Source organism: Azorhizobium oxalatiphilum (assembly GCF_014635325.1).
Classification (GTDB): Bacteria; Pseudomonadota; Alphaproteobacteria; order Rhizobiales; family Xanthobacteraceae; genus Azorhizobium; species Azorhizobium oxalatiphilum.
The window spans coordinates 353043-375078 of sequence record NZ_BMCT01000001.1 but is presented as its reverse complement, the minus strand read 5'-3'; the positions used below and the strand labels follow the sequence as shown (position 1 = coordinate 375078).

The window sequence follows — 22036 nt, the reverse complement described above, 5'->3', positions numbered from 1 at the left end:
CGCGCCCCGCCCGGCTGCCGCACCATCCCGCCCCCGCGCGATGATGTGCCGGTCGGCCGTGCCTCAGGCGGTGCGCGCCGCCCGCATGCCCGCGCGGAGCGCTTTGGTGGACGACAGGTCCGCCGCGCCGTCGATCAGCTCCACGCCGAAGCCGGTGAGCGCATGGGCGGGGGTGATCAGCCCCTCCCGCACATCCGCCGCCACATCCTCCGGCGGCCGCTCCAGCGGATCGCCATAGCCCGCGCCCGAGGGCGAGACGTGGCGGAACACATCGCCCTTGCGGATGCGGTAGGGCTTCGTCGCCAGAACGGGGAGCACCTCCTGCCCGCCCGCTGCGCGGGTAAGCACGCTCACCGGCCCATTGCCCGGCAGACCGCCGAACAGGCCATGCGGCAGGAAATCCTTCTTGTCGGAGCGCAGGGAGACGATGCCTTCCTCGGCCGTGAATTCATATTCGCGCACGAAGGAATTGCCGCCGCGATGCCGGCCCGGCCCGCCGGTATCGGCCACGATGCCGTATTCGCGGATGCGCAGCGGATAGCTGGCCTCGATCATCTCCACCGGCACATTGGCCTGATTGGCGCCCATATGCGGCACGCCCACCTGCCCGTCATGGCTGTCGGAGGCGCCCCATGTGCCCATCACCGTCTCGCTGAAGACGAAGGGCTTGCCCTCGTGCCAGCCGCCGAAGGTGGGCACGGAGGAGCCGCCCATGCCGTCCGCCGTCACCCGCTCCGGCAGCGCCTGCGCCAGCGCGCCGAACATGGCATCGATGACCCGATAGCCGGTGATGCCGCGCGCGCCGCAGGGGGCGGGATAGACCGAATTCACCACCGTGCCCTTGGGCGCGGTGACAGTGACCACGCGCTCAAAACCGTGGCAGTTGGGGATCTCCGACTTCATCACCGAGCGCAGCGCGGTGTAGACGCTGGCCTTGGTGAACGGCAGCGGCGTATTCACCCCGCCCGGCACCTGCAATGAGGAGCCGGTGAGATCCACGGTGATGGTGTCGCCGGTGATGTGGAGATTGATCTGGATGACGATGGGCTCGGGGTCTTCGCCGAGGCCATCCAGATGATCGGTGAAGTGATAGACGCCATCCGGCATCTCGGCGATCTCGGCCCGCCCCAGCCGCTCGGCATAATTGTGCAGCTCGTCGGCATAGAACTGGATTTCGTCCGTGCCGTAGCGAGCGATCAGTTCGAGGAAGGAGCGCCGGCAGGCGGTGCAGGCGGCCATCTGCGCCTTCACGTCGCCCAGCACCAGATCCGGCACGCGTACGTTGAGGCCGAGGATCTCCCAGATGCCCTCGTCATGCACGCCGGCATCCGCCAGCTTCAGGAACGGCAGGCGGATGCCCTCCTGGATGATCTCGGTGGCTCCAAGCGCATTGGAGCCCGGCACGATGCCGCCCACATCCGCATGGTGGGCCACCGTGGTCGCCCATGCGATGAGCTTGTGCTCATGGAAGATGGGCTCGACGATATAGATGTCCGGCAGGTGCTGGCCCGCCGCCGCATAGGGGTCGTTGCCGATGAAGATGTCGCCCTCACGGATGCGGCCCTCGAACTTCTTCATCAGATGCTTCATAGCATCGTAGAAGCTGCCGAGGTGCATGGGCGTGGTGACGCCCTGCGCCAGCGTCTGGCCCTGCGTGTCGCAGAGCGCCGTGGAGAAATCCATGCTGTCGCGCACGATGGGCGAATGGGCTGCGCGCATCAGCATCAGCGCCATCTCGTCGGCGATGGTGTCGAAGGCGTTCTTCAGCACTTCGAGGCGGACGGGATCGATCTCACGCATATTCGTGCCTCTCGGTGCGCACGCCGGCCGGGGCCGGCAGGGTGATGACGATATTGCCGTCCGCATCCAGCGCCGCCGTGCAGTCCGGCGGCACCACCGTCGTGCCCTCATATTCCTCGATGATCAGCGGTCCCTGACGCGGCGCGGCACCGAGCGCGCCGCGCCCCACAACGGGGGTCTCCACCCGGCCATAGCGGGCGGAGAAATAGACGTTTCGCGTGACGCCCGCGTCGGACGCGGGCACGCCGTGCTTCGCCCGCACGCTCTCCTCGCCCATGAGGCGGCCGGTGACGCGCAGGGTCACGATCTCCACCCCGCTCCCGGGCAGGCGATAGCCATAGAGCCGCTCGTGCTCGGCCTCGAAGCGGCGGTGCAGCTCAGCCACATCGGTCGCCGCCGCATCGCTGCCGAAGGGCAGCATCAGCTCGAACGCCTGGCTGGCATAGCGGAAGTCCGCAAAGCGGGTCATGGCGATCTTCTCGGCCGGCTGCGACAGCTCCGCTGCCACCTGCGCCTCAAGGCCCGCGAACTGCGCCTCCACCTGATCCAGCGGCACGGTGTCCAGCCGCCGCAGGCAGGCGCCCGCCGCGCTGGTCTCCACGTCGGCATAAAGCAGGCCCAGCGCCGAGAACACGCCCGCGCCGGGGGGCACCACCACCTTGCCCACGCCCAGCGCCGAGGCCAGCGTCACCGCATGGATGCCACCATTGCCGCCGAAGGCGAACAAAGTGAAATCACGCGGATCGCGGCCGCGATAGGTGGTCACGCTTTTGACCGCGCGGGTCATCACGGTCGTGGCCAGCTCGTGGATGCCATAGGCCGCATCCTCCACCGAGAGGCCGAGCGGGTTGGCCACCTTCTCTTCCACCGCCTTGTAGCTGAGCCGCCCGTCAATCTTCAGCGAGCCGCCGGCCAGCGCCGTGGAATTGACGAAGCCCAGCACCACATTGGCGTCGGTGACGGTAGCCTCCGTGCCGCCCGCGTCATAGCAGGCCGGCCCCGGCATGGCGCCGGCGCTGTGCGGGCCGACCTTCAGCGCGCCCGCGCGGTCGATCCACACGATGCTGCCGCCGCCCGCGCCCACTTCGGAAATGTCGATCACCGGCAGCTTCAGCGCATAGCCGCCGCCCTTGGCGAGCTTGGAGGACAGCGAGATGCCGCCGCCCACCTCGTAATCATCGGTGCGGTGCAGCTCGCCGGCCTCGATCAGCGAGGCCTTGGCGGTGGTGCCGCCCATGTCGAAGGAGATGATGTCCTCATAGCCTGCCAGATGGCCAACATGCCGCGCCGAGAGCACGCCCGCCGCCGGGCCGCATTCCACGATCTGCGCCGGGCGGCGCATCACGGTGCGGGCATCCACGATGCCGCCGGCCGAATGCATCATGAACAGGCGCTGGGGTAGGCCGTCGCTGGTCAGCCGCGCAACAAGGCTCTCCAGATAATTGCGCACCGGCGGGCCGACATAGGAATTGATGGCCGTGGTGGAGGTGCGCTCATATTCGCGGATCTCGGGCAGCACATCCACGGAGAGCGAGACGAACACGCCGGGCAGGCGCTCCTTCAGCATCTCGCCGATGCGCCGCTCGTGGGCGGGATTGGCATAGGAGTGCAGCAGGCACACCGCCACCGCCTCGATCTTCTCATCGACCAGCAGGTCGATGGCAGCCGTTACCGAAGCTTCGTCCAGTTCGGTCAGCACTTCGCCGCGCCAGTCCATGCGCTCGGTGATTTCCAGCCGCAGGCGGCGGGGCACGAGGACGGGCGGCTTCTTGTAGAGCGGCTGGTAAAGGCGTGGCACGCGGATGCGGCGCATGTCCAGCACATCGCGAAAGCCTTTCGTGGTCAGCAGCGCGGTGCGCGCGCCCTTGGCTTCCAGAATGGCGTTGGTGGCGACTGTGCAGGCATGCAGCACCTCGCCCACATCGGCGGGGGTGAGCTTTTCGGCGGCGAGGATCTGATGCACGCCGTCCACCACGCCGCGCCCGTAATCGTCCGGCGTTGAGGGCACCTTGCGGGTGGCGACGCGGCCATCCTGACGGATCAGCGCGATATCGGTGAAGGTGCCACCGATATCGGCGGCGACGCGGACCTTGCTGTCTTGCGTGCTCATGCCTGCTCAATCCCAGTTCCGGGAACAGGTCGCAACCCATGCCACGACCATGCATTATTTGGGTCGGAAGGCTCGCCCTTTCCGCCGCGCAACAGATCCCCTCCCCCCTTGCGGGGGAGGGATAGGGAGGGGGGTATGACAGCGCCGCCCGGTGCAGCGGACACACTTTGCCCCGCCATGTTTCAAAAGAAGCGATGTGGAGAGGGCATTACCCCCCTCCCCACCCCTCCCCCGCAAGGGGGGAGGGAGCCGTCAGACCTCTGACCATCTACTCAACCAGACCCCAGCCTCAGCCCTTGGCGCCCCAGCCGCCGCCGCCGGGGGTCTCCACCACCACCACCTCTGCATTGGTGAGGGTGAGAGAGCCCTTGCCGGGCAGGTTCACGCGGGTGCCGTCGGCCTTCGCCATCCAGTTCTGGCCGCAGGTGCCGTCCGCGCCGCCGCCGAGCCCATAGGGCGCGAACAGGCGGCGGTCGGTCTGCACCGAGACGCGCGCATCATGGTCGAGGATGCGCAGCGCGCGGATCGCACCGTCGCCGCCATTATGCTGCCCCTCGCCGCCGGAGCCGTCGCGCAGCTCGTAGCGCTCCACGCGCAGCGGATAGGAGATCTCCAGCGCCTCGATGGGGGTGTTGAGCGTGTTCGTCATGTTGCACTGGACGCCGCTCATGCCCGGCCCGCGCGGTCGCCCGCCCTGCCCGCCGCAGATGGTCTCGATATAGGTGTAGGTCTGGCCGTTGCGCGGATCGCGGCCACCGATGGAGATGAGGTTCATCGTCCCCTGGCTGGCGGCGGGAATGCGATCCGGCGCGATCTGGGCGAAGGCTTTCAGCACCGTGTCAGCAACGCGGTGCGTCGTCTCCGTATTGCCCGCGCACACGGCGGCGGGATGCTCGGCATCCAGGAAGGAGCCCTTGGGGATCTTGATGTCCACCGGGCGGAAGGTGCCGGCATTCACCGGGATGGACGGATCGGACAGGATCTTCACCGCGAAGAACACGCCCGAATGGGTGAGCGGGGCGACCACATTGATGTTGCCGCGCCGCTGGCGGGCGGAGCCGGCGAAATCCAGCGCCAGCGTGTCGTCCTTCACCGTCACCTTCACCTTCACCACCACGGGCTCGGGATCGGTGCCGTCCTCGTCGAGGCAGTCCTCGGCCTCATAGACGCCATCCGGCAGCTCGGCGAGGCGGCGGCGCATGCGGCGCTCGGCATAATCGAGGATGGCGTCGAAGCCTTCCACGAGAAGCTGCGTGCCGTAGGTCTCCGCCATCTCGGCGATGCGCCGCTCGCCGATGCGAAGCGCCGCCACCTGCGCGTTCAGGTCGCCGCGCCGCTCCGCAGGCGTGCGCACGTTGGCGAGGATGAAGCGCATGATGTCGTCCTGCATCTCGCCGCGCTTGAACAGGCGCACGGGCGGGATGATCAGGCCCTCCTGGAACAGCTCCACCGATTTCGCGGGCATGGAGCCCGGCTCCATGCCGCCCACGTCCGAATGGTGGGCGCGGTTCGCCACATAGGCGATCAGCCGCTCACCGGCATAGACCGGCGAGATGAGGGTGATATCCGGCAGATGGCCGCCGCCCGGATAGGGGTCGTTCACCACCACCACGTCGCCGGGCTCCAGATGGCCGATGACGTCGATGGTGGGGCCGACCGCGCGCAGCATGGCGCCCAGATGCACGGGCACATGCTCGGCCTGCGCCACCAGCTGGGCGCGGGCGTCGAAGATGGAGCAGGAGGCGTCCATGCGCTCCTTGATGTTGGGCGAGAAGGACGTGTGCTTCAGCACCGTGCCCATCTCCTGCGCGGTCGCTTCCAGCGCGTTGCGCAGCACCTCCAGCGTGATGGGATCGAAACCGCGCGCGGGCGCGCTCTGGATGTTCTGGGTCTGGACGTTCACGGCGTCACCTCGACGAGAATGCTGCCCGACACGTGAACCGTAGCACGGTCGCCGGGATAGAGAACGCTGGTGGCCGAGACTTCCTCGATCACCGCCGGGCCGGTCACGATGTTGCCGGCCAGAAGCTTGTCGCGGGCATAGACGGGCGAGGTGTAGAACTGCCCGGTCTCGCCGGCCGCCACCGCCTCGAAGTAGATCTGCCGCTCACCCATCAGGGCCTCGGCGGGTGGCACCGCCGTGCCTTCCGGCACCATGGGCAGTTCCGGCGTATCGATATGGCCCACCGCAGTGACGCCGAAGCCGACGATCTCCACCGGCGCCCTGGGATCGGAATGGCCGAAGCGCTTCAGATGGCCGGTGTGGAACTGCTCCGGCAGCTTCGCCCACACGTCCGCGAAGGGCGCACCCGAGAGCATGTCCAGCGGCATGGCGAGCTCGAAGCTCTGGCCGATGTAGCGCACGTCCACGCGCACCTCCACGGTGCGCTTGTCCATGGGCACGTTGTCCTCGGCCAGCAGGTCATGCCCCTTGGCGATGAGGCGGCCCACCACCGCTTCCGCTTCCGCCACGTCGAAGCGGGCGTACGGGGCGATGTGGGTTTCGAGGAAATCGTGACGCAGATCGGATACCAGCTGCCCCAGCGCGCAGAGGATGCCGGGGGTGGGCGGCACGAGGATCTTGGTCATCCGCAGCTCGCGCGCCACCGGCGTGCCGTGCATGGGGCCGGCGCCGCCGAAGGGCACGAGGGCGAAGTCGCGCGGATCATAGCCACGCTCCACCGACACCACGCGGATGCCGCGCACGATATTGGCATGGGCCACGCGCAGGATGCCGGCAGCCGCCTCCAGCACATCGAGGCCGAGGGGTTTCGCCACCTCCTCCTCGATCACGCGGCGGGCCGCTTCCATGTCCAGCGACATGTCGCCGCCGAGACGCGTCGCGCCATCGAAACGGCCGAGCACCAGGTTGGCGTCGGTCACGGTCGGGCGGGTGCCGCCACGGCCGTAGCAGGCCGGGCCCGGCTGGGCCTCGGCGCTCATGGGGCCGACGCGCAGCGCGCCGCCGTCGTCGATCCAGGCAATCGAGCCGCCACCGGCGCCGATGGCGTTGATGTCGATCACCGGCAGGCGGATCGGCACGGTTTCGAGGCTGGCGCTGCGGGTGACTTCCGGGCGGCCGTCGCGGATCAGGCTGATGTCCGTGCTGGTGCCGCCGATGTCCATGGTGATGATATCCGGCACGCCGGCGCGCGCCGCCACATGGGCGCTCGCCACCACGCCGCCGGCGGGGCCGGAGAGCACGGTGTGCACCGGCTTGGCGCGCGCCGAATCCAGCGTCATCAGGCCGCCGGAGGCTTCCATCACCATGATCGGCACGGAGGTGCGCAGGCCAAGGCCTTCCGCCTCGTCCTGCAGCAGCGCGGAGAGCGACTTGAGGTACCCCTCCATCACCGGCTGCAGGAAGGCGTTGAGCACGGTGGTGGACGCCCGCTCATATTCGCGGAACTCCGCCAGCACGTCCACCGAGGCGCAGATCATCACGCCCGGCAGCAGCTTTTCCAGCACGTCCTTGGCGCGGCGCTCGTGGGTGGGGTTGGCGTAGGAGTGCAGGAACAGCACGCCCACCGCCTCCACGCCTTCGGCCTTCATCTGCGCGGCGGCGGCGGCCAGATCGGCCTCGTCCAGCGGCTCCACTTCCTGGCCCTGCGCGTCCATACGGCCACCGGCGGTGAAGCACAGCTCGCGCGGCACCAGCGGCGTCGGGCGCAGCTTGTTGATGTCGAACAGGCTCGGACGGTCCTGACGGCCGATCAGCAGCAGATCGCGGAAGCCGCGATTGGTGATGAAGGCGGTGCGGGCGCCCTTGCGCTGGATCACCGCATTGGTGGCGGTGGTCATGCCGTGGCCCACATAGTCCACGCTGGCGCCCGTCGCGCCCTGAAGCGCCAGCGCCTTCTTGAGGCCTTGAACCGTGCCCACGGCGCGGTTGGCGGGGGTGGTGGACACCTTGGAAACGGTGATCCGCCGCGCCGCCTCGTCATAGGCGATGCTGTCAGTGAAGGTTCCGCCCACATCGGAGGCGACACGCACATGCGAGGGCAAGGCTTTTTCTCCCGAGAGTCTGAACTGTATCGTTACCGTTACTTTTTGCTTCGAACAAGGGCCGGGGCCGACAGATTGCGAATCCCGTGAATGATCCGCCTGCGGCCCCGGCATGCGGGCGACGGCAGGCCGCCGCCCGAACGCTGGACATCTCACTCGGCCCGACCTGAGGCGGGGCCATTGCTTGAGGGCGGCGCGGTGCGCCGGCCCCGTAATCTCACCCCGTCATTTGACGAAGGTGCGGCTCAGGCCCGCCGTGCGGTCCACCACCACCACCACGGCGAAGGTGAGCACGATCAGCAGCACCGAGATGGCCGCCACCATGGGGTCCGCCTCGTTCTCCACATGATGATACATCTCCACCGGCAGTGTCGAGATGCGTGGGCCGGACATGAACAGCGACAGCACCACCTCATCGAACGAGACGAGGAAGGCCAGCGCCGAGGTCGCCACGATGGCGTTGCGCATCATCGGCAGGGTCACGCGGAAGAAGACGGAGAGCGGCGGCGCGCCGAGCGTGGTCGCCGCCTCCTCCACCGCCCGCGGCAGCGTGGACAGAGCCGTGGAGAGCACCCGCACCGCATAGGGCAGCGTGATAACCAGATGGGCGGCGAGAAAGCCCTGGAACGTGCCCAGAAGGCCGAAGGTGGCGAACACCACCAGCAGCGCGAGGCCGAGCACGATGGAGGGCAGCAGCAGCGGCGCGGTGAAGAAGCTCGCCATGGCCTCCGAGCCGCGCGGCCGCAGCCGCACCAGCACATAGGCCGCCGGCAGGCCGATGGCCAGCGACAGCACCGTGGTGAGCACCGCCAGCGCCAGCGAGACCCAGAAGGCGTTGATCATCTTCGGGTCCTGGAAGATGGCGACATACCACTTCACGCTCCAGCCCGAGGGCGGGAAGGCCATGTAGGTGTCGGCGCTGAACGAGATCGGCACCACGATCAGCACAGGCGCCAGCAGGAACAGCAGCATGATGCCGGCGACGATGCGCAGCGTCAGCGAGATGGGACGGTCTTCCATGGTGCCCCCTCACGCAATGGCGCGCAAAGCGCGCAGATAGAGGAACAGCGCCCCGCCGAACACGATGAGGATCATGATGGCGAGCGTGGAGGCCAGCGGCCAGTTCAGCGTCACCATGGCCTGGTCGTAGATCTCGGTGGCCAGCAGGAACACGCGCCCGCCGCCCAGCAGCTTGGGCGTGATGAAGGAGGACACCGCCAGCACGAAACACAGCAGCGAGCCCAGCGCCACGCCCGGCAAGGTGAGCGGCACGATGATCCGCCAGAAGGTCTGGAACGGGTTCGCCCCCAGCGTGAGCGCCGCTTCCTCCACGCGCGGATCGAGCCGCCTGAAGCCCGCCAGCAGCGACAGGATCATGTAGGGCATCAGGATTTCCGTGAGCCCGATGACCACGCCGGTGGAGTTGAAGATGAGCTTCAGCGTGGGCAGCCCGGCCAGCGACAGCAGCGAGTTGATCACGCCCCCGTCCAGCAGCAGCGCGATCCAGCCATAGGTGCGCACCACCGCCGAGGTGAGCAGCGGGGTGATGACCACGAACAACAGCACCGTGCGGGCAAAGCCCGTGGTGCGGTGGAGCAGCAAGGCGATGGGGAAGGAACACACCAGCGTCAGCACCACGATCAGCAGGCTGGTGAGGATGCTGTTGACCAGAAGCTCGATATAGAAGGGATCGGTGACAATGGCGACCCAGCTCGCGATGCTGGAGCCGCCGGTCATGGCGCCCGTGGCCTGCACCTCCCGGAAGGAGAAGCTGAGCAGGTTGATGACCGGCGCCACGAAGCCGATCAGATTGATGAGGGTGATGGGGATGAGCAGGATCACCGCCAGCGGGATTTTTACCCGCCGAGCCGGTGCCGCCTCCAGCGTCGGGGCGATCGCCGTCATGCGGCAGCCCCGAATACATAGGTGTCGGACATCAGCCAGTGCAGCCGCACCGGGCTGCCCTGCTCCAGCGGCCGTTCGTGCGCCGCCGTGCCCTGCTCCACCAGGAAGGTCGCGCCATGGGCGACCACCTCATATTGCAGGATGTCGCCAGCGAAGATGGAGCGCGTAACCACACCCTCCACCGCATGGCACGGCGCGCCATCCGCAGGCGCGCTGAGCGTGATGCGGTGGGGCCGGATCATCACCTCCACCTTGCCGGTCATGCCGGCGGGGGTGGGAATGCTGAGGCCGGCCAACTCCGCTGCGCCATTCTTCGCCACCGCCGCAAAGCGGTTGGTGCGGCCGATGAAGCTGGCGACGAAGGGCGACTGCGGCTTCTCATAGAGTTCAACCGGCGTGCCCAGCTGCTCCAGCCGGCCGGCATTCATCACCGCCACCTTGTCGCACATGGTCAGCGCCTCGGCCTGATCATGGGTGACGAAGATGGCCGTGATGCCGAGCCGCTGCTGGATGTCGCGGATCTCGTTGCGCATCTCGTCGCGCAGCTTGGCGTCGAGGTTCGACAGCGGCTCGTCCAGAAGCAGGATGGAGGGTCGGATCACCAGCGCGCGGGCGAGCGCCACGCGCTGCTGCTGGCCGCCGGAGAGCTGCGCGGGGCGATGGCTCTCCTTGCCCGTGAGGCGGACCATGCTGATGGCCTCGCGCACCCGCTGCTCGGTCTCCGCCCGCCCCACTTTCCGCATCTTGAGGCCGAAGGCGACATTCTCCGCGATGCTCATGTGCGGGAACAAAGCATAGGACTGGAACACCAGCCCCATGTCGCGGCGATAGGGCTCGACCGTGGTGAGGTCGCGCCCGCCGACCACGATCCGCCCGGAGGTCGCGGGCACGAGGCCCGCGATCATGCGCAGCGAGGTGGTCTTGCCGCAGCCGGAGGGGCCGAGGAAGGCCACCAGTTCGCCCTTGGGCAGGTCGAGGTCGAGATTGTCCACGGCGATGAAATCGCCATAGCGCTTGTTGAGCCCGCGCACGGAGAGGAAGCCCTCTCCGGCGGCGCTTTCGGACGAACCAGTCACGGGTACATGCAGCATGGGCCTGATGGTCCTTCGCTCAGCGGCTGAGGGGGATCACCTTGCGGCGCCACATCTCGTTGATGGCATCACGCTTGGGTGCCAGCGCCACCCAGTCCATGGGCTGCATGCGGTCCATATTGGCGAGCGCCGTGCGCTGGATGGCCTCCTCCGAAATCAGGGCCTTGGCCTTGGTGTTGGTGGGGGCGTAGAACATGGCTTCCGTGAAGCGGGCCTGCGCCTCGGCGCTCAGCGCGTAATTGATGAACTTCTTGGCCGCCTCCTGGCTCTTGGAGCCCGCCACGAGACTGATGGCATTGGCCTGGAACAGGCTGCCTTCCTTCGGCAGCACCGCCTTGATGCGGCCATTGGAGAGCTTGTTGTTGAGCTGCGTGCGGGCGTTCCAGCCAACCCCCAGCGCCGCCTGCCCGTTCACCACCGGCACATAGACTTCGGGCTTGGGATCCCAGGTCTGGACGTTGGGCGCGATCTTCATCAGCGCCTCGATGCCCTTGTCCACATTGTTGAGATAGTCCGTGCCGCCCATGGCGCGGTCCAGCACCACGGTGAGGCCGAGGCCGATGATGTCCGGCATGGCCGGGATCGCCTCCTTGCCCTTGAAGGCCGGATCGGCCAGCGCCATCCAGGAGGTGGGAGCCTCCTTCACCAGCTCGGTGTTATACATGAGCACGAGATTATCGAAGGTCACGCCCGCCCCGGCGAGGCCCGGCACCCGCGCGCCGGGGGCCAGATCCTTCATGTTGGGAACGCTTGCTTCGTCCAGCGTGACGAACAGGCCCTCGTCGGAGCCCGCCTTGGAGACGCTAAGGTCCATGATCACCACGTCGGCCTGCGGCGCGGCCTTCTGGGCGCGCAGGGTGCCGAGCATCTGCGCCGCCGTGGGCTGCGCGAAATAGGTGATCTTGATGTCCGGATTGGCCTTCAGGAAGGGCTCGATCACGGCCTTGGTGTAGTTCTCCTGGAACAGCACCGGATAGGCCACGAGGGTGAGGTTGGTCTCCGCTTTGGCGGCGCCCGTGAACAGTGTGGAAGCAAGAAGCGCGGACGTCGCGCATACCTTCAGGAACTGGCCGAACGTCTTCGTCATATGGAGTGGTCCCCTGCTGGCTCTGGATTGTCTTTTGGGGCCTTTTCGGCCCTTGTTTTTTACGCAGTACGCCTGGCGCTAAACGGCACTTCCGGCTTTACGCGGCACGGCTCCTGCGCGGGGCGCCCCGCTGGAACACCGGAGGCAAAGGCCGCGCATGACATGTCGTTTTCCGCCACGCAGGTGCGGCGGAAGCTGCGGCCGGCGGGGAGCCGGCCGGTAGAGAGCAACTGTATCGTTATCGTTACTCTACGCCCGGATTTCTCACGGATGCAATACGTTTCTTCTCAGGCAAACTCACGGCGACGGCGGCGGGACCGCTGAACGACTGCGGGGCGCGGCGCGGGCTCGCCCGTCAGGTCGCGCAATACCATGTCGATGATATGCTCCAGCCGCTCTTTCTTGTGCGCGGGGGTGAGCATTTCGGCGCCGAACGTGGCCGAAAGCGTGTGCCGGTTGGCGACGTAGAACCAGCACATGGCGGCAATCGAAACCCAGAGCTGGACAGGGTTCACATCCTTTCGGAAGCTGCCGTCGGCCATGCCGCGCCCGATGGTGGCCTCCACCGTCTGCATAAGCTGCGAGGCATGGGCGGGAAAGCGCGCCGACGTGCCCAGATGACGCCCGCCGCACAGGTTTTCGGTGGCCACCAGCGAGAGGAAATCGGGATTCGTATCGTAATAGGTCCAGGTGAAGCGGATCATCTTCACTATGGCGTCCGTCGGCTGGCAGCTGTCCAGCGCCAGTTCCTTCTCAGCCGCGCGCATCTTCAGATAGGCATTCTCCAGGACCACCGTGAACAGCTCGTCCTTGTTGGAAAAATGCCGGTAGACCAGGGTCTTGTTGACGCCGGCCGCCTGCGAGATGGCTTCGATGTTGGCGCCGTCGAAGCCATGGGCCACGAAGGCGGCATAGGCGGCATCGAGGATGAGCTGCTTGGTGCGCGAGGTCCGCGCGCTCTGCGAGGTCGGCGCGGGGGCCGCAGCGGATTTTCCGGTTTTGGACTTGGCAGCGGTTGCGCGACCGGGCGCCGCCTTGGCGGGTTTCGCCACAGCGGCCGTGGCCGCCTTCGCCGCCGGGAGCTTCACCACAGGTGTCTTGTTCACGGCTGTCTTTTTCACGGGCGTCTTGAAGGCAGGCGTGCCGGCCGTCGCGAGATCCGGCCGGGAACGGGCGGCCCGGGCCGTCTTCCTGGGGGCGTTCATGAAGGTCCTCATCGCCTGTGGCCGCAGCGCATGCGCGGCTCTTGTCCTTGCCGTCCGGCATGGCGTTTCCTCTCCGCAACCTAGTGCTGCAACGCCGCCGATGGAAGGGACCACGGATGTAATGCGGCTTTTCATCCCGAAGCCGGCCCTGCCACGTTCCTGACACGCTTGGCTCCGAAACCCTCTCGCCATGACCTTGCGGACGGCTTCGCGCGCCGGCCGCGCCGGTCTCTTGAGAGAAGCTTTTACCGTTTGGTGCATGCTGGAGGGACACCGCCCGTGCGCCAAGGAGGACCGACCATGGACGCCGCCCACTCCGCCCCCCGTCCCGTCGACCCGGCGCTGAAGGCCTATCTGGACAGCCTCGCCCCGCCCCCCGATGCGCCCCAGCCCGCCACGCAGGCGGAACAGGTGGAGGCGCGCCGGGAGGTGCTGCTGAAGGCGCTGCGCACGCGCGTCAACATCCCCGGCCTGCCCAATGGCGTGGAAAGCCGCAGCGTGGAGCTGGGCGAAGGCCTCATCGGACGCCTGTTCACCCCGCCCGGCGCCGAGGGCCCGCTGCCGCTGCTGGTCTATCTGCATGGCGGCGGCTGGGTGGCGGGCTCGCTCGCCACGCACGATCCCTTCTGCCGCCTGCTGAGCGGGGCCACCGACACGCTCATCCTCTCGGTGGACTATCGTCTCGCCCCCGAACACCCCTTCCCCGCGGGCCTGGAGGACACCATCACCGCCATCCGCTGGGCGCTGGACCATGCGCGCGAGGTGGGCGGGGATCCCACACGCATCGCGGTGGGCGGCGACAGCGCGGGCGCGAACCTGGCCGCCGCCGCGCTCAACCGGCTGTGCGGCACCCGCGAGGGCACCGCCATCAAGGCGCAGATGCTGCTCTATCCCGCCACCGACCACCCCGCCGCCGGCCAGCCCTCCTATGTGGAGAATGCCAAGGGCTACGGGCTGGAAGCGGACATCATGCGCTGGTTCTGGAACCTCTATGCCCCCGGCGCCACGCTGGAGGACGCCGACGTCTTCCCGCTTCGCAACCCGCGTTTGCCGCCCCTGCCGCAGACGCTGCTGACCACCGCTCAATATGACGTGCTGCGCGATGACGGCATCGCCTATGCGGAGAAGCTCACGGCCGCGCGGGTGAAGGTGACGCACCTGCATTCACCGGACATGCACCACTGCTTCCCCATCGGCGCCGGCACCGTGATGCGCTTTCCCCAGAGCGTGGAGACGCTGCAGCAGATCGCCAACTGGCTGAAGACGGCACTCGCCTGAGCGGGGCCCGGCACGAAACGGAGGAGACACCCATGAGCACCAAAGGTGCTGATCGCAAGATCGATTATATCGAGTTCAACGTCGCCGACATTGCCGCCAGCAAGGCCTTCTATGGCAGCGCCTTCGGCTGGACGTTCACCGATTATGGCCCCCAGTATTGCGAGTTTCAGGACGGCCGGCTGACCGGCGGCTTCACCACGCTGGCCCCGGTTTCCGCCACGGGCGGACCGCTGGTGATCCTGTTCGCGGACGATCTGGAAGATGCGCAGGCGCGCGTGGAAGCCGCCGGCGGGCGGATCGCAAAACCGATCTTCCCCTTCCCCGGCGGACGGCGCTTCCACTTCACCGATCCGGACAGCTACGAACTGGCGGTCTGGTCGGACCGCTGAGCCGCCACCCACCTGATCAGTGGCTGATCATCCACGGCCGCGCCGAGGGAAAACTCTTGGCGCCGCCCGCGCTTGTCTTCGTGCGGCTCTTCATCTTGCCGCCGCAGCAGCCGCAACCCGCGCCATGCTTCCTGGCCGCATATTCGCCCGTGCTCATGGGCGCGTTGGCGCTGCGCTCATTGGTGGCGAACGCCGTGCGGCGGGCGCTATCCATGCCCGCCAGATAGGGCACGGAGAGGAAGGCGCGCGGCGAAAGGCCGGCGCAGTCCGGGCAGGGCTGGGCTTCGGCGCAGGCGCTCATGGGGTGCATCTGCGTGAACGGACCGCAGTCCTCGCACATATAATCATAGACCGGCATGTCAGACCTCGGCGCTGGCAAGCGTGAAACAGGCACCGGGGTGGCCGGGCATGCCCTGCCACCCCGTCGGGATGATGGCCGGAGCGGAGGACTCCGGACCACCTGCCTCCCCCCCTTGTTCAGATGCGACGGATCAGAGATCCGGCGACAGCGGCATGTCGATGGAGCCGTCGAGGAACTTGGTCGGCCCGGCGGCGCTGGGGTTGATGTCGAAGTCGAAGATCTCGGTGGGCAACCACAGGGTGGCGCAGGCATTGGGCACGTCCACCACGCCCGAGATGTGGCCCTGCACCGGCGCGGTGCCGAGGATGGAATAGGCCTGAGCGCCCGAATAGCCGAATTTCTTCAGGTATTCGATGGCATTGAGGCAGGCCTGCCGGTAGGCGATGTGGACGTCGAGATAATGCTGCTCGCCCGCCTCATCCACCGAGATGCCCTCGAAGATGAGATAGTCCTTGTAGTTGGGCGTGATCGGCGAGGGCTTGAAGATGGGATTCTTGATCCCGTACTTCGCCATGCCGCCCTTCAGCACGTCCACCTTCAGATGCACCCAGCCGGCCATCTCGATGGCGCCGCAGAAGGTGATCTCGCCATCACCCTGCGAGAAGTGCAGATCGCCCATGGAGAGGCCGCCGCCCTCCACATAGACCGGGAAATAGATCTTCGAGCCGCGCGACAGATCCTTGATGTCGCAATTGCCGCCATGCTCGCGGGGCGGCACGGTGCGCGCGCCTTCCGCCGCCGCCTTGGCCTTGGCATCGCCCGAGAGGCGGCCCATGTGGGCGGTGGGGCCGAAGGGCGGATTGGCAAGACCCGGCACGCGGGTGGGATTGGTGTCGATGAGCGCCTGCTCACGCGCATTCCAGGTGGCGAGCATCTTCGGGTCCGGCAGGCAGCCGATGAGCCCCGGATGGATCAGGCCGGCGAAATTCACCCCCGGCACATGTCGCGAGGACGTGAACATGCCCTTGAAATCCCAGATGGATTTCTGGGCCTGCGGGAAATGGTCGGTCAGGAAGCCGCCGCCATTCTGCTTGGAGAAGAAGCCGTTGAAGCCCCACTGGCTGTCCGGCATGGCGCCGATATCAAGCAGATCAACAACCAGCAGGTCGCCCGGCTCGGCGCCCTTCACCCCGATGGGGCCGGAGAGGAAGTGCACGATGGACAGGTCGATGTCGCGCACGTCGTCGGCGCTGTCATTGTTCTTGATGAAGCCGCCGGTCCAGTCATAGGTCTCGACGATGAAATCGTCGCCCGGCTTCACCCAGGCCACCATGGGGATGTCCGGGTGCCAGCGGTTGTGCACCATGTCGTTGTCATAGGCGGACTGGTTGAGATCCACCTTGATGAGGGTGTCAGTCATCTACGGCTCCGTTTTCCTTGTTGAGCACGGCTTGGCGTCGCGCATTTTTTGCACCGCAAGAATTGTTGCAATGCATCTTTGTGAAACGGGAAGGAAACATCGGCCGGACACCGTGCCCGGCGACTTGCATCACACCGAGAGGAACTTCGAGACTTTCGCCTCATCCACATTCTCGCGCAAGTCTTCGTGGACAATTTCGCCATTTTCCAGCACCAGCACCCGGTCGGCGATGTCGAGCGCGAACGAGAGCACCTGCTCGGACACCACGATGGAGAGCCCGCGCTCATCACGGATGCGCTTCAGCGTGCGGGCCATGTCGCGGATGATGCTGGGCTGGATGCCTTCGGTGGGCTCGTCCAGCAGCAGCACTTTGGGCTTTGTGGCAAGCGCGCGGGCGATGGCGAGCTGCTGCTGCTGCCCCCCGGAGAGGTTGCCGCCGCGCCGCTTGCGCATCTCCAGCAACACCGGGAACAGCTCGTAAATGTCGCCCGGCACCTTGTTCTCGCCATGGGCGACGAGGCCGGTCTCGATATTCTCCTCCACCGACATGGTGGAGAAGATCATGCGGCCTTGCGGCACATAGGCGATGCCCTTCGCCACTCGCTGGTGGCTCTTCATGGCGGTGATGTCCCCCTCGCCCAGCGAGACGGTGCCGGACTTGGTGGGCACCACGCCCATGAGCGATTTCATGAGCGTGGTCTTGCCCATGCCGTTGCGGCCCATGATGGCGACGATCTCGTTCGGCGCCACCTTGAAGTTGAGGCCGTGCAGCACCTCGCTCTGGCCATAGGAGACGACGAGGTTCTCGACGTTCAGCATCGTGCGGCTCCTCAGTGCCCGAGATAGACTTCGACCACCTTCGGGTCGGACTGCACCTTGGCCATGGTCCCCTCGGAGAGAATCTTGCCCTGGTGCAGCACCGTCACCTTGTGGGCGATGTCCTCCACGAACTTCATGTCGTGCTCGATGACGATCACCGAGCGGTCCTTGATGATCCTGTTCAGCAGCTCAGCGGTCTTCTTGCGCTCGGCGACGCTCATGCCCGCCACCGGCTCGTCCAGCATCAGCAGCTCCGGATCCTGGATCAGCAGCATGCCGATCTCCAGCCACTGCTTCTGGCCGTGGGAGAGATATTCCGCCCGCTGGTTGAGGTGATCGGCGAGGAAGATGGTCTCCGCCACCTCCTGCACCCGTTCTTTGACCGCCGCATCGCGCTTGAAGGTGAGCGCGCCCACCACCCCGCGCCCCCTGGGATAGGAAATCTCCAGATTCTCGAACACGGTGAGATCGTCATAGATGGACGGGTTCTGGAACTTCCGGCCCACGCCGGCGCGGACGATCTCGTATTCCTTGAGCCTGGTGAGTTCGGTGTTCTTGAACCTCACCGAACCGGCGGTGGCCCTGGTGCGCCCGCAGATGAGATCGAGCACCGTGGTCTTGCCGGCGCCGTTGGGGCCGATGATCACGCGGATCTCGTTCTCATCCACATAGAAGGAGAGGTCGTCCACGGCCTTGAAGCCGTCGAAGGAGACGGTGAGCCCTTCCACTGCCAGCAAAAAGTCCGGCGCCATCTGATCGGAAATGGGGGTCGCGTTCATCGCTTGCGTCCTCCTTCACTCGGCGGGGGCGGGAGAGGCCTTGGGCTCCGCGCCCTTGCGGCCGAACAGGCTGCCGAGGCGCGGTTCCACATAGGCGCGGTAGAGGCCGGCGAGCCCGTTCGGGAACAGCAGCACCACGGCGATGAACAGGCCGCCGAGGCCGAACAGCCACAGCTCCGGGAAGCTCTCGGAGAAGGAGGTCTTGGCCCAGTTCACCAGCAGCGTGCCGTAGACCGCGCCGAGCAGGGACAGGCGCCCGCCCACCGCCGTATAGATCACCATCTCAATAGAGGGGGTGATGCCCACGAAGGAGGGCGACATGAAGCCCACCTGAAGCGTGAACATGGCCCCGCCCACGCCGGCCAGCGCAGCGGCGAAGCAGAAGACGAAGATCTTGTAGGAGGCCACGTCATAGCCGGAGAAGCGCACCCGGTCCTCCTTGTCGCGCATGGCGACCAGGATGCGGCCGAGCTTGGAGCGGCGCACGAACTGGCACAGCAGGATGACACCGATGAGCAGGCCGGCATTGACGAAATAGAGCAGCGTCTTGGCGCTGTCGGTGCGGATGTCCCAGCCGTGCAGGGTACGCAGATCGGTGATGCCGTTGATGCCGCCCGTATAGCCCTGCTGGCCGACGATGAGGATCGTCATGATGGCGGCCAGCGCCTGCGTGATGATGGCGAAGTACACGCCGCCCACCCGGCGCTTGAACAGCGCATAAGCGATGATGAGCGCGAACGCAGCCGGCACCAGAACCACCGCGGCGAGCGAAAGCCCCAGCGACTTGAACGGCACCCAGAAGAAGGGCAGTTCGGTGAGCTGGTTCCAGTCCATGAAATCGGGAATGCCCGGCGTGGACTGGATCTTGGTGGCCTCGGGGGTTGAGGCCTCCAGCTTCAGATACATGGCCATGCAATAGCCACCGAGGCCGAAGAACACGCCCTGCCCGAGGGAGAGAATGCCGGCATTGCCCCAGCACAGCACCAGGCCCACGGCCACGAAGGCATAGGTGAGATACTTGCCCACCATGTTGAGCCGGAAGGGATCCAGCACGAGGGGCAACAGCACCACCAGCACGAGGCCGAGGATGACGACGCCGATGAGGTCTTTCAGGCCGAGGGAGAAAGCGGGAGCGATTGCGGGCTTCATGAGCGCCTCCTCAGCGACGGACCTTGAGGACGAACAGGCCTTCGGGGCGCAGCATCAGGATGCCGACCACCACCAGCAGCGTGAGCACCTTGGCCATGGAGCCGGACATGAAGAACTCCATGGTGGATTGCGCCTGCGAGATGGTGAAGGCCGAAGCGATGGTGCCGGCCAGCGAGGCGGCGCCGCCGAAGACGACCACGAGGAAGGTGTCCACGATGTAGAGCTGGCCCGCCGTCGGCCCGGTGGAGCCGATCATGGTGAAGGCCGAGCCGGCGATGCCGGCGATGCCGCAGCCGAGGCCGAAGGTGTTGCGGTCCACCCGCTCGGTGGAGATGCCCACCGCACCGGCCATGGTGCGGTTCTGCACCACCGCGCGCACCTGAAGGCCCCAGCGGGAGCGGAACATCAGCAGATAGACGGCGACGGCGATCAGCATGGTGAGGCCCATGACGAACAGGCCGTTGATCTGGACCTCAATGGTGTCGGTGACGGGCAGCGAACCCATCATCCATTCGGGCAGTTCCACGCCCACCTCGCGCGCGCCGAAGATGGAGCGGAAGGCCTGCTGCATGATGAGCGAAAGGCCCCAGGTGGCGAGCAGCGTGTCCAGCGGGCGCTTGTAGAGGAAGCGGATCATGCTCCACTCCACCAGCATGCCCAGTGAGCCCGAGACCAGGAAGGCCACCCCCATGGCGACGAAGAAGTAGATGCCGTAGAGGCCGGGGAGATAGCTCTGGAACAGCTGGGAGGTGAGGTAGGTCATATAGGCGCCGAGGATCATGAACTCGCCGTGCGCCATGTTGATCACGCCCATCTGGCCGAAGATGATGGCGAGGCCCAGCGACATCAGCACGAAGACCGAGAACAGGATCAGGCCGGCGAAGGCCTGCATGGCGAAGATCGAGCCAAGCTCACTGAGCGTGTATCCCATGAACATGCGCGGGTTCCCGGTGATCGTTTCGGGGTGATGTGCTTCGGGGTCGGCGAAAGCGTGCGCGGCGTGAGGACGTGTGCGGGCACGCCCTCCCCGCCCCACGCGACAGATCCCCTCTCCCGCTTGCGGGGGAGGGTTAGGGAGGGGGCAGAGCAGAGGACCGTTCTTGCAGCAGTAGAACCGTCATGCCCGGACTTGATCCCAAAGTCGGATGTTTCCGACTTTGGCTTCTAGTTGCGGAAGTCGGCTCCTGCCGACTTCCGGGCATCCACGGGATTGGGCTGGGGACAGCCTTCCGTGGTCTGCTCTGTCGGCACGGCGTGGATGCCCGGGACAAGCCCGGGCATGACGGTGTTCCTGAACTTTGGGCCGCTCTATGAGCGCTCGCTCACTGATAGCCCTTCGGGAACGGATCGGGCTGCACGAGGTCGGCGGTCTCGAACACCACCTCATACTGGCCGTCGGCCTTCGCCTTGCCGACGCGGGTCTTGCTCCACAGATGGTGGTTCTCGTGGATGCGCACATAGCCCTCCGGCGCCTTGTCGAAGGCGACGCCCGCCGAGGCCGCCGCCACCTTGTCGATGTCGAAGGAGCCGGCCTTCTCGACCGTGAGCTTCCACAGCCAGGGGCCGAGATAGGCGGCCTGCGTCACGTCGCCGATGACGATCTTGTCGCCATAGGTCTTCTTGAACGCCTCGACGAACGCCTTGTTGTTCGGATTGTCGAGCGACTGGAAGTACTTCATGCAGGCAAACGCGCCCGCGATGTTCTCGCCGCCGATGCCCTGGATCTCGTCCTCCGTCACCGAGATGGTGAGCAGCGTCTGCTTGGAGAGGTCGAAGCCCGCCGCCTTGAGCTGCTTGTAGAAGGCCACGTTCGAGCCGCCGACGATGATGGCGTAGATCACGTCCGGCTTGGTCAGCTTGATCTTGTTGATCGCCGAATTGAACTGGGTGTGGCCGAGGGGGAAATATTCCTCGCCCACCACCTTCAGCTTCTGGAAATTCTCGATGTGCTTGCGGGCGATCTTGTTGGACGTGCGCGGCCAGATATAGTCCGAACCCAGCAGATAGAAGGTCTTGGCGCCCTTCTCCTTCACCACCCAGTCAAGGCCGGCGATGATCTGCTGGGTCGCCTCCTGCCCGGTGTAGATCACGTTCTTGGACTGCTCCAGGCCTTCATAGAAGGTGGGATAGTACAGCATGCCATTATACTGTTCGAACACCGGCAGCACCGCCTTGCGCGAGGCGGAGGTCCAGCAGCCGAACACGGACGCGCATTTATCCTGCACCAGCAGCTTCTTGGCCTTTTCGGCGAAGGTCGGCCAGTCGGAGGCGCCGTCCTCCTGGATGAACTTGATCTTGCGGCCGAGGATGCCGCCGGCGGCGTTGATCTGCTCGATGGCGAGCTTTTCCGCCTGCACCGAACCGGTCTCGGAAATGGCCATGGTGCCAGTGACCGAATGCAGGATGCCGACGGTCACTTCCGTGTCGGTCACGGCAAGGCCGGTGGTATTCACCGCAGACGTGGGCGGCGTATCGGCCCGCGCGGCGGAGGCGAACATGGTCGTCGCCGGAACAGCCGAAGCAAGCGGCAGGGCCGCCATGCCCTGAAGTACGGCGCGTCGCGTGGCGCTCATCTTGTCCTGACGGTCGTCACTTGAAGACATGACTCTTCCCTCCACGGAAATGTGGAACCAGATTGTTTGATTAAACTGGACCCGCCCCGGCAGATTCAGGATCGAACCTGCGATGCCCCATGCTT

The 22036-nt window shown here is 66.2% G+C and carries 18 protein-coding genes; 2 read left to right on the top strand and 16 right to left on the bottom strand.

Annotated features, from left to right (window positions below; genetic code table 11):
• Window positions 1-63 precede the first annotated feature (63 nt).
• The 9 genes from IEW24_RS01720 to IEW24_RS01680 form a co-directional block, all read right to left on the bottom strand.
• Window positions 64-1800, bottom strand: coding sequence for a hydantoinase B/oxoprolinase family protein (locus tag IEW24_RS01720; RefSeq protein ID WP_188574826.1), 1737 nt, complete (start codon window positions 1798-1800; stop codon window positions 64-66).
• Window positions 1793-3910: a hydantoinase/oxoprolinase family protein gene (locus IEW24_RS01715; protein WP_188574823.1), complete on the bottom strand. Its 2118-nt coding sequence runs from the start codon at window positions 3908-3910 to the stop codon at window positions 1793-1795. Before IEW24_RS01715 ends, IEW24_RS01720 begins: the two co-directional genes overlap by 8 nt.
• Before the next feature lie 289 nt (window positions 3911-4199).
• Window positions 4200-5813: a hydantoinase B/oxoprolinase family protein gene (locus IEW24_RS01710; protein WP_244644087.1), complete on the bottom strand. Its 1614-nt coding sequence runs from the start codon at window positions 5811-5813 to the stop codon at window positions 4200-4202.
• Complete coding sequence (locus IEW24_RS01705) at window positions 5810-7915, bottom strand: hydantoinase/oxoprolinase family protein (RefSeq protein ID WP_188574822.1); 2106 nt, start codon at window positions 7913-7915, stop codon at window positions 5810-5812. The genes IEW24_RS01710 and IEW24_RS01705 overlap by 4 nt, the downstream gene beginning before the upstream one ends.
• Window positions 7916-8140: 225 nt before the next feature.
• Entirely contained in the window at window positions 8141-8935 is a 795-nt protein-coding gene (locus IEW24_RS01700; protein WP_188574819.1) for an ABC transporter permease, read from the bottom strand.
• Between the two features lie 9 nt (window positions 8936-8944).
• A complete protein-coding gene (locus IEW24_RS01695; protein ID WP_188574817.1) occupies window positions 8945-9820 on the bottom strand; it encodes an ABC transporter permease in 876 nt (291 codons plus the stop codon).
• Window positions 9817-10911 (bottom strand): ABC transporter ATP-binding protein, encoded by a 1095-nt coding sequence (locus tag IEW24_RS01690; RefSeq protein WP_188574815.1) that lies wholly within the window; start codon window positions 10909-10911, stop codon window positions 9817-9819. Before IEW24_RS01690 ends, IEW24_RS01695 begins: the two co-directional genes overlap by 4 nt.
• 19 nt (window positions 10912-10930) lie before the next feature.
• Window positions 10931-11998, bottom strand: coding sequence for an ABC transporter substrate-binding protein (locus tag IEW24_RS01685; protein WP_188574813.1), 1068 nt, complete (start codon window positions 11996-11998; stop codon window positions 10931-10933).
• Between the two features lie 287 nt (window positions 11999-12285).
• Window positions 12286-13104: a TetR/AcrR family transcriptional regulator gene (locus tag IEW24_RS01680; RefSeq protein WP_188574811.1), complete on the bottom strand. Its 819-nt coding sequence runs from the start codon at window positions 13102-13104 to the stop codon at window positions 12286-12288.
• 399 nt (window positions 13105-13503) lie between these two features.
• Between IEW24_RS01680 and IEW24_RS01675 the strand changes: the two genes are divergently transcribed.
• Window positions 13504-14481 carry an alpha/beta hydrolase gene (locus IEW24_RS01675; RefSeq protein WP_188574808.1) on the top strand — a complete coding sequence of 326 codons (978 nt, stop codon included), beginning with the start codon at window positions 13504-13506 and terminating at the stop codon, window positions 14479-14481.
• A 32-nt stretch (window positions 14482-14513) separates the two neighbouring features.
• A complete protein-coding gene (locus tag IEW24_RS01670; RefSeq protein ID WP_188574806.1) occupies window positions 14514-14870 on the top strand; it encodes a VOC family protein in 357 nt (118 codons plus the stop codon).
• A 16-nt stretch (window positions 14871-14886) separates the two neighbouring features.
• Here IEW24_RS01670 and IEW24_RS01665 read toward each other — a convergent pair whose 3' ends face one another.
• From IEW24_RS01665 to urtA, 7 genes are all read right to left on the bottom strand, one after another.
• Window positions 14887-15228 carry an FmdB family zinc ribbon protein gene (locus IEW24_RS01665; protein WP_188574804.1) on the bottom strand — a complete coding sequence of 114 codons (342 nt, stop codon included), beginning with the start codon at window positions 15226-15228 and terminating at the stop codon, window positions 14887-14889.
• A gap of 133 nt (window positions 15229-15361) precedes the next feature.
• Window positions 15362-16591, bottom strand: coding sequence for a formamidase (fmdA, locus tag IEW24_RS01660; RefSeq protein ID WP_188574802.1), 1230 nt, complete (start codon window positions 16589-16591; stop codon window positions 15362-15364).
• A gap of 129 nt (window positions 16592-16720) precedes the next feature.
• Complete coding sequence (urtE, locus tag IEW24_RS01655) at window positions 16721-17410, bottom strand: urea ABC transporter ATP-binding subunit UrtE (RefSeq protein WP_188574800.1); 690 nt, start codon at window positions 17408-17410, stop codon at window positions 16721-16723.
• An 11-nt stretch (window positions 17411-17421) separates the two neighbouring features.
• On the bottom strand, window positions 17422-18189 hold the full coding sequence (gene urtD, locus IEW24_RS01650) for an urea ABC transporter ATP-binding protein UrtD (RefSeq protein ID WP_188574798.1): 768 nt from the start codon (window positions 18187-18189) through the stop codon (window positions 17422-17424).
• A 15-nt stretch (window positions 18190-18204) separates the two neighbouring features.
• Window positions 18205-19338 (bottom strand): urea ABC transporter permease subunit UrtC, encoded by a 1134-nt coding sequence (urtC, locus tag IEW24_RS01645; protein WP_188574796.1) that lies wholly within the window; start codon window positions 19336-19338, stop codon window positions 18205-18207.
• Window positions 19339-19348: 10 nt separating this feature from the next.
• On the bottom strand, window positions 19349-20275 hold the full coding sequence (gene urtB / locus IEW24_RS01640) for an urea ABC transporter permease subunit UrtB (protein WP_188574794.1): 927 nt from the start codon (window positions 20273-20275) through the stop codon (window positions 19349-19351).
• A 385-nt stretch (window positions 20276-20660) separates the two neighbouring features.
• Entirely contained in the window at window positions 20661-21941 is a 1281-nt protein-coding gene (gene urtA, locus IEW24_RS01635) for an urea ABC transporter substrate-binding protein (protein WP_188574792.1), read from the bottom strand.
• Between the last annotated feature and the right edge of the window lie 95 nt (window positions 21942-22036).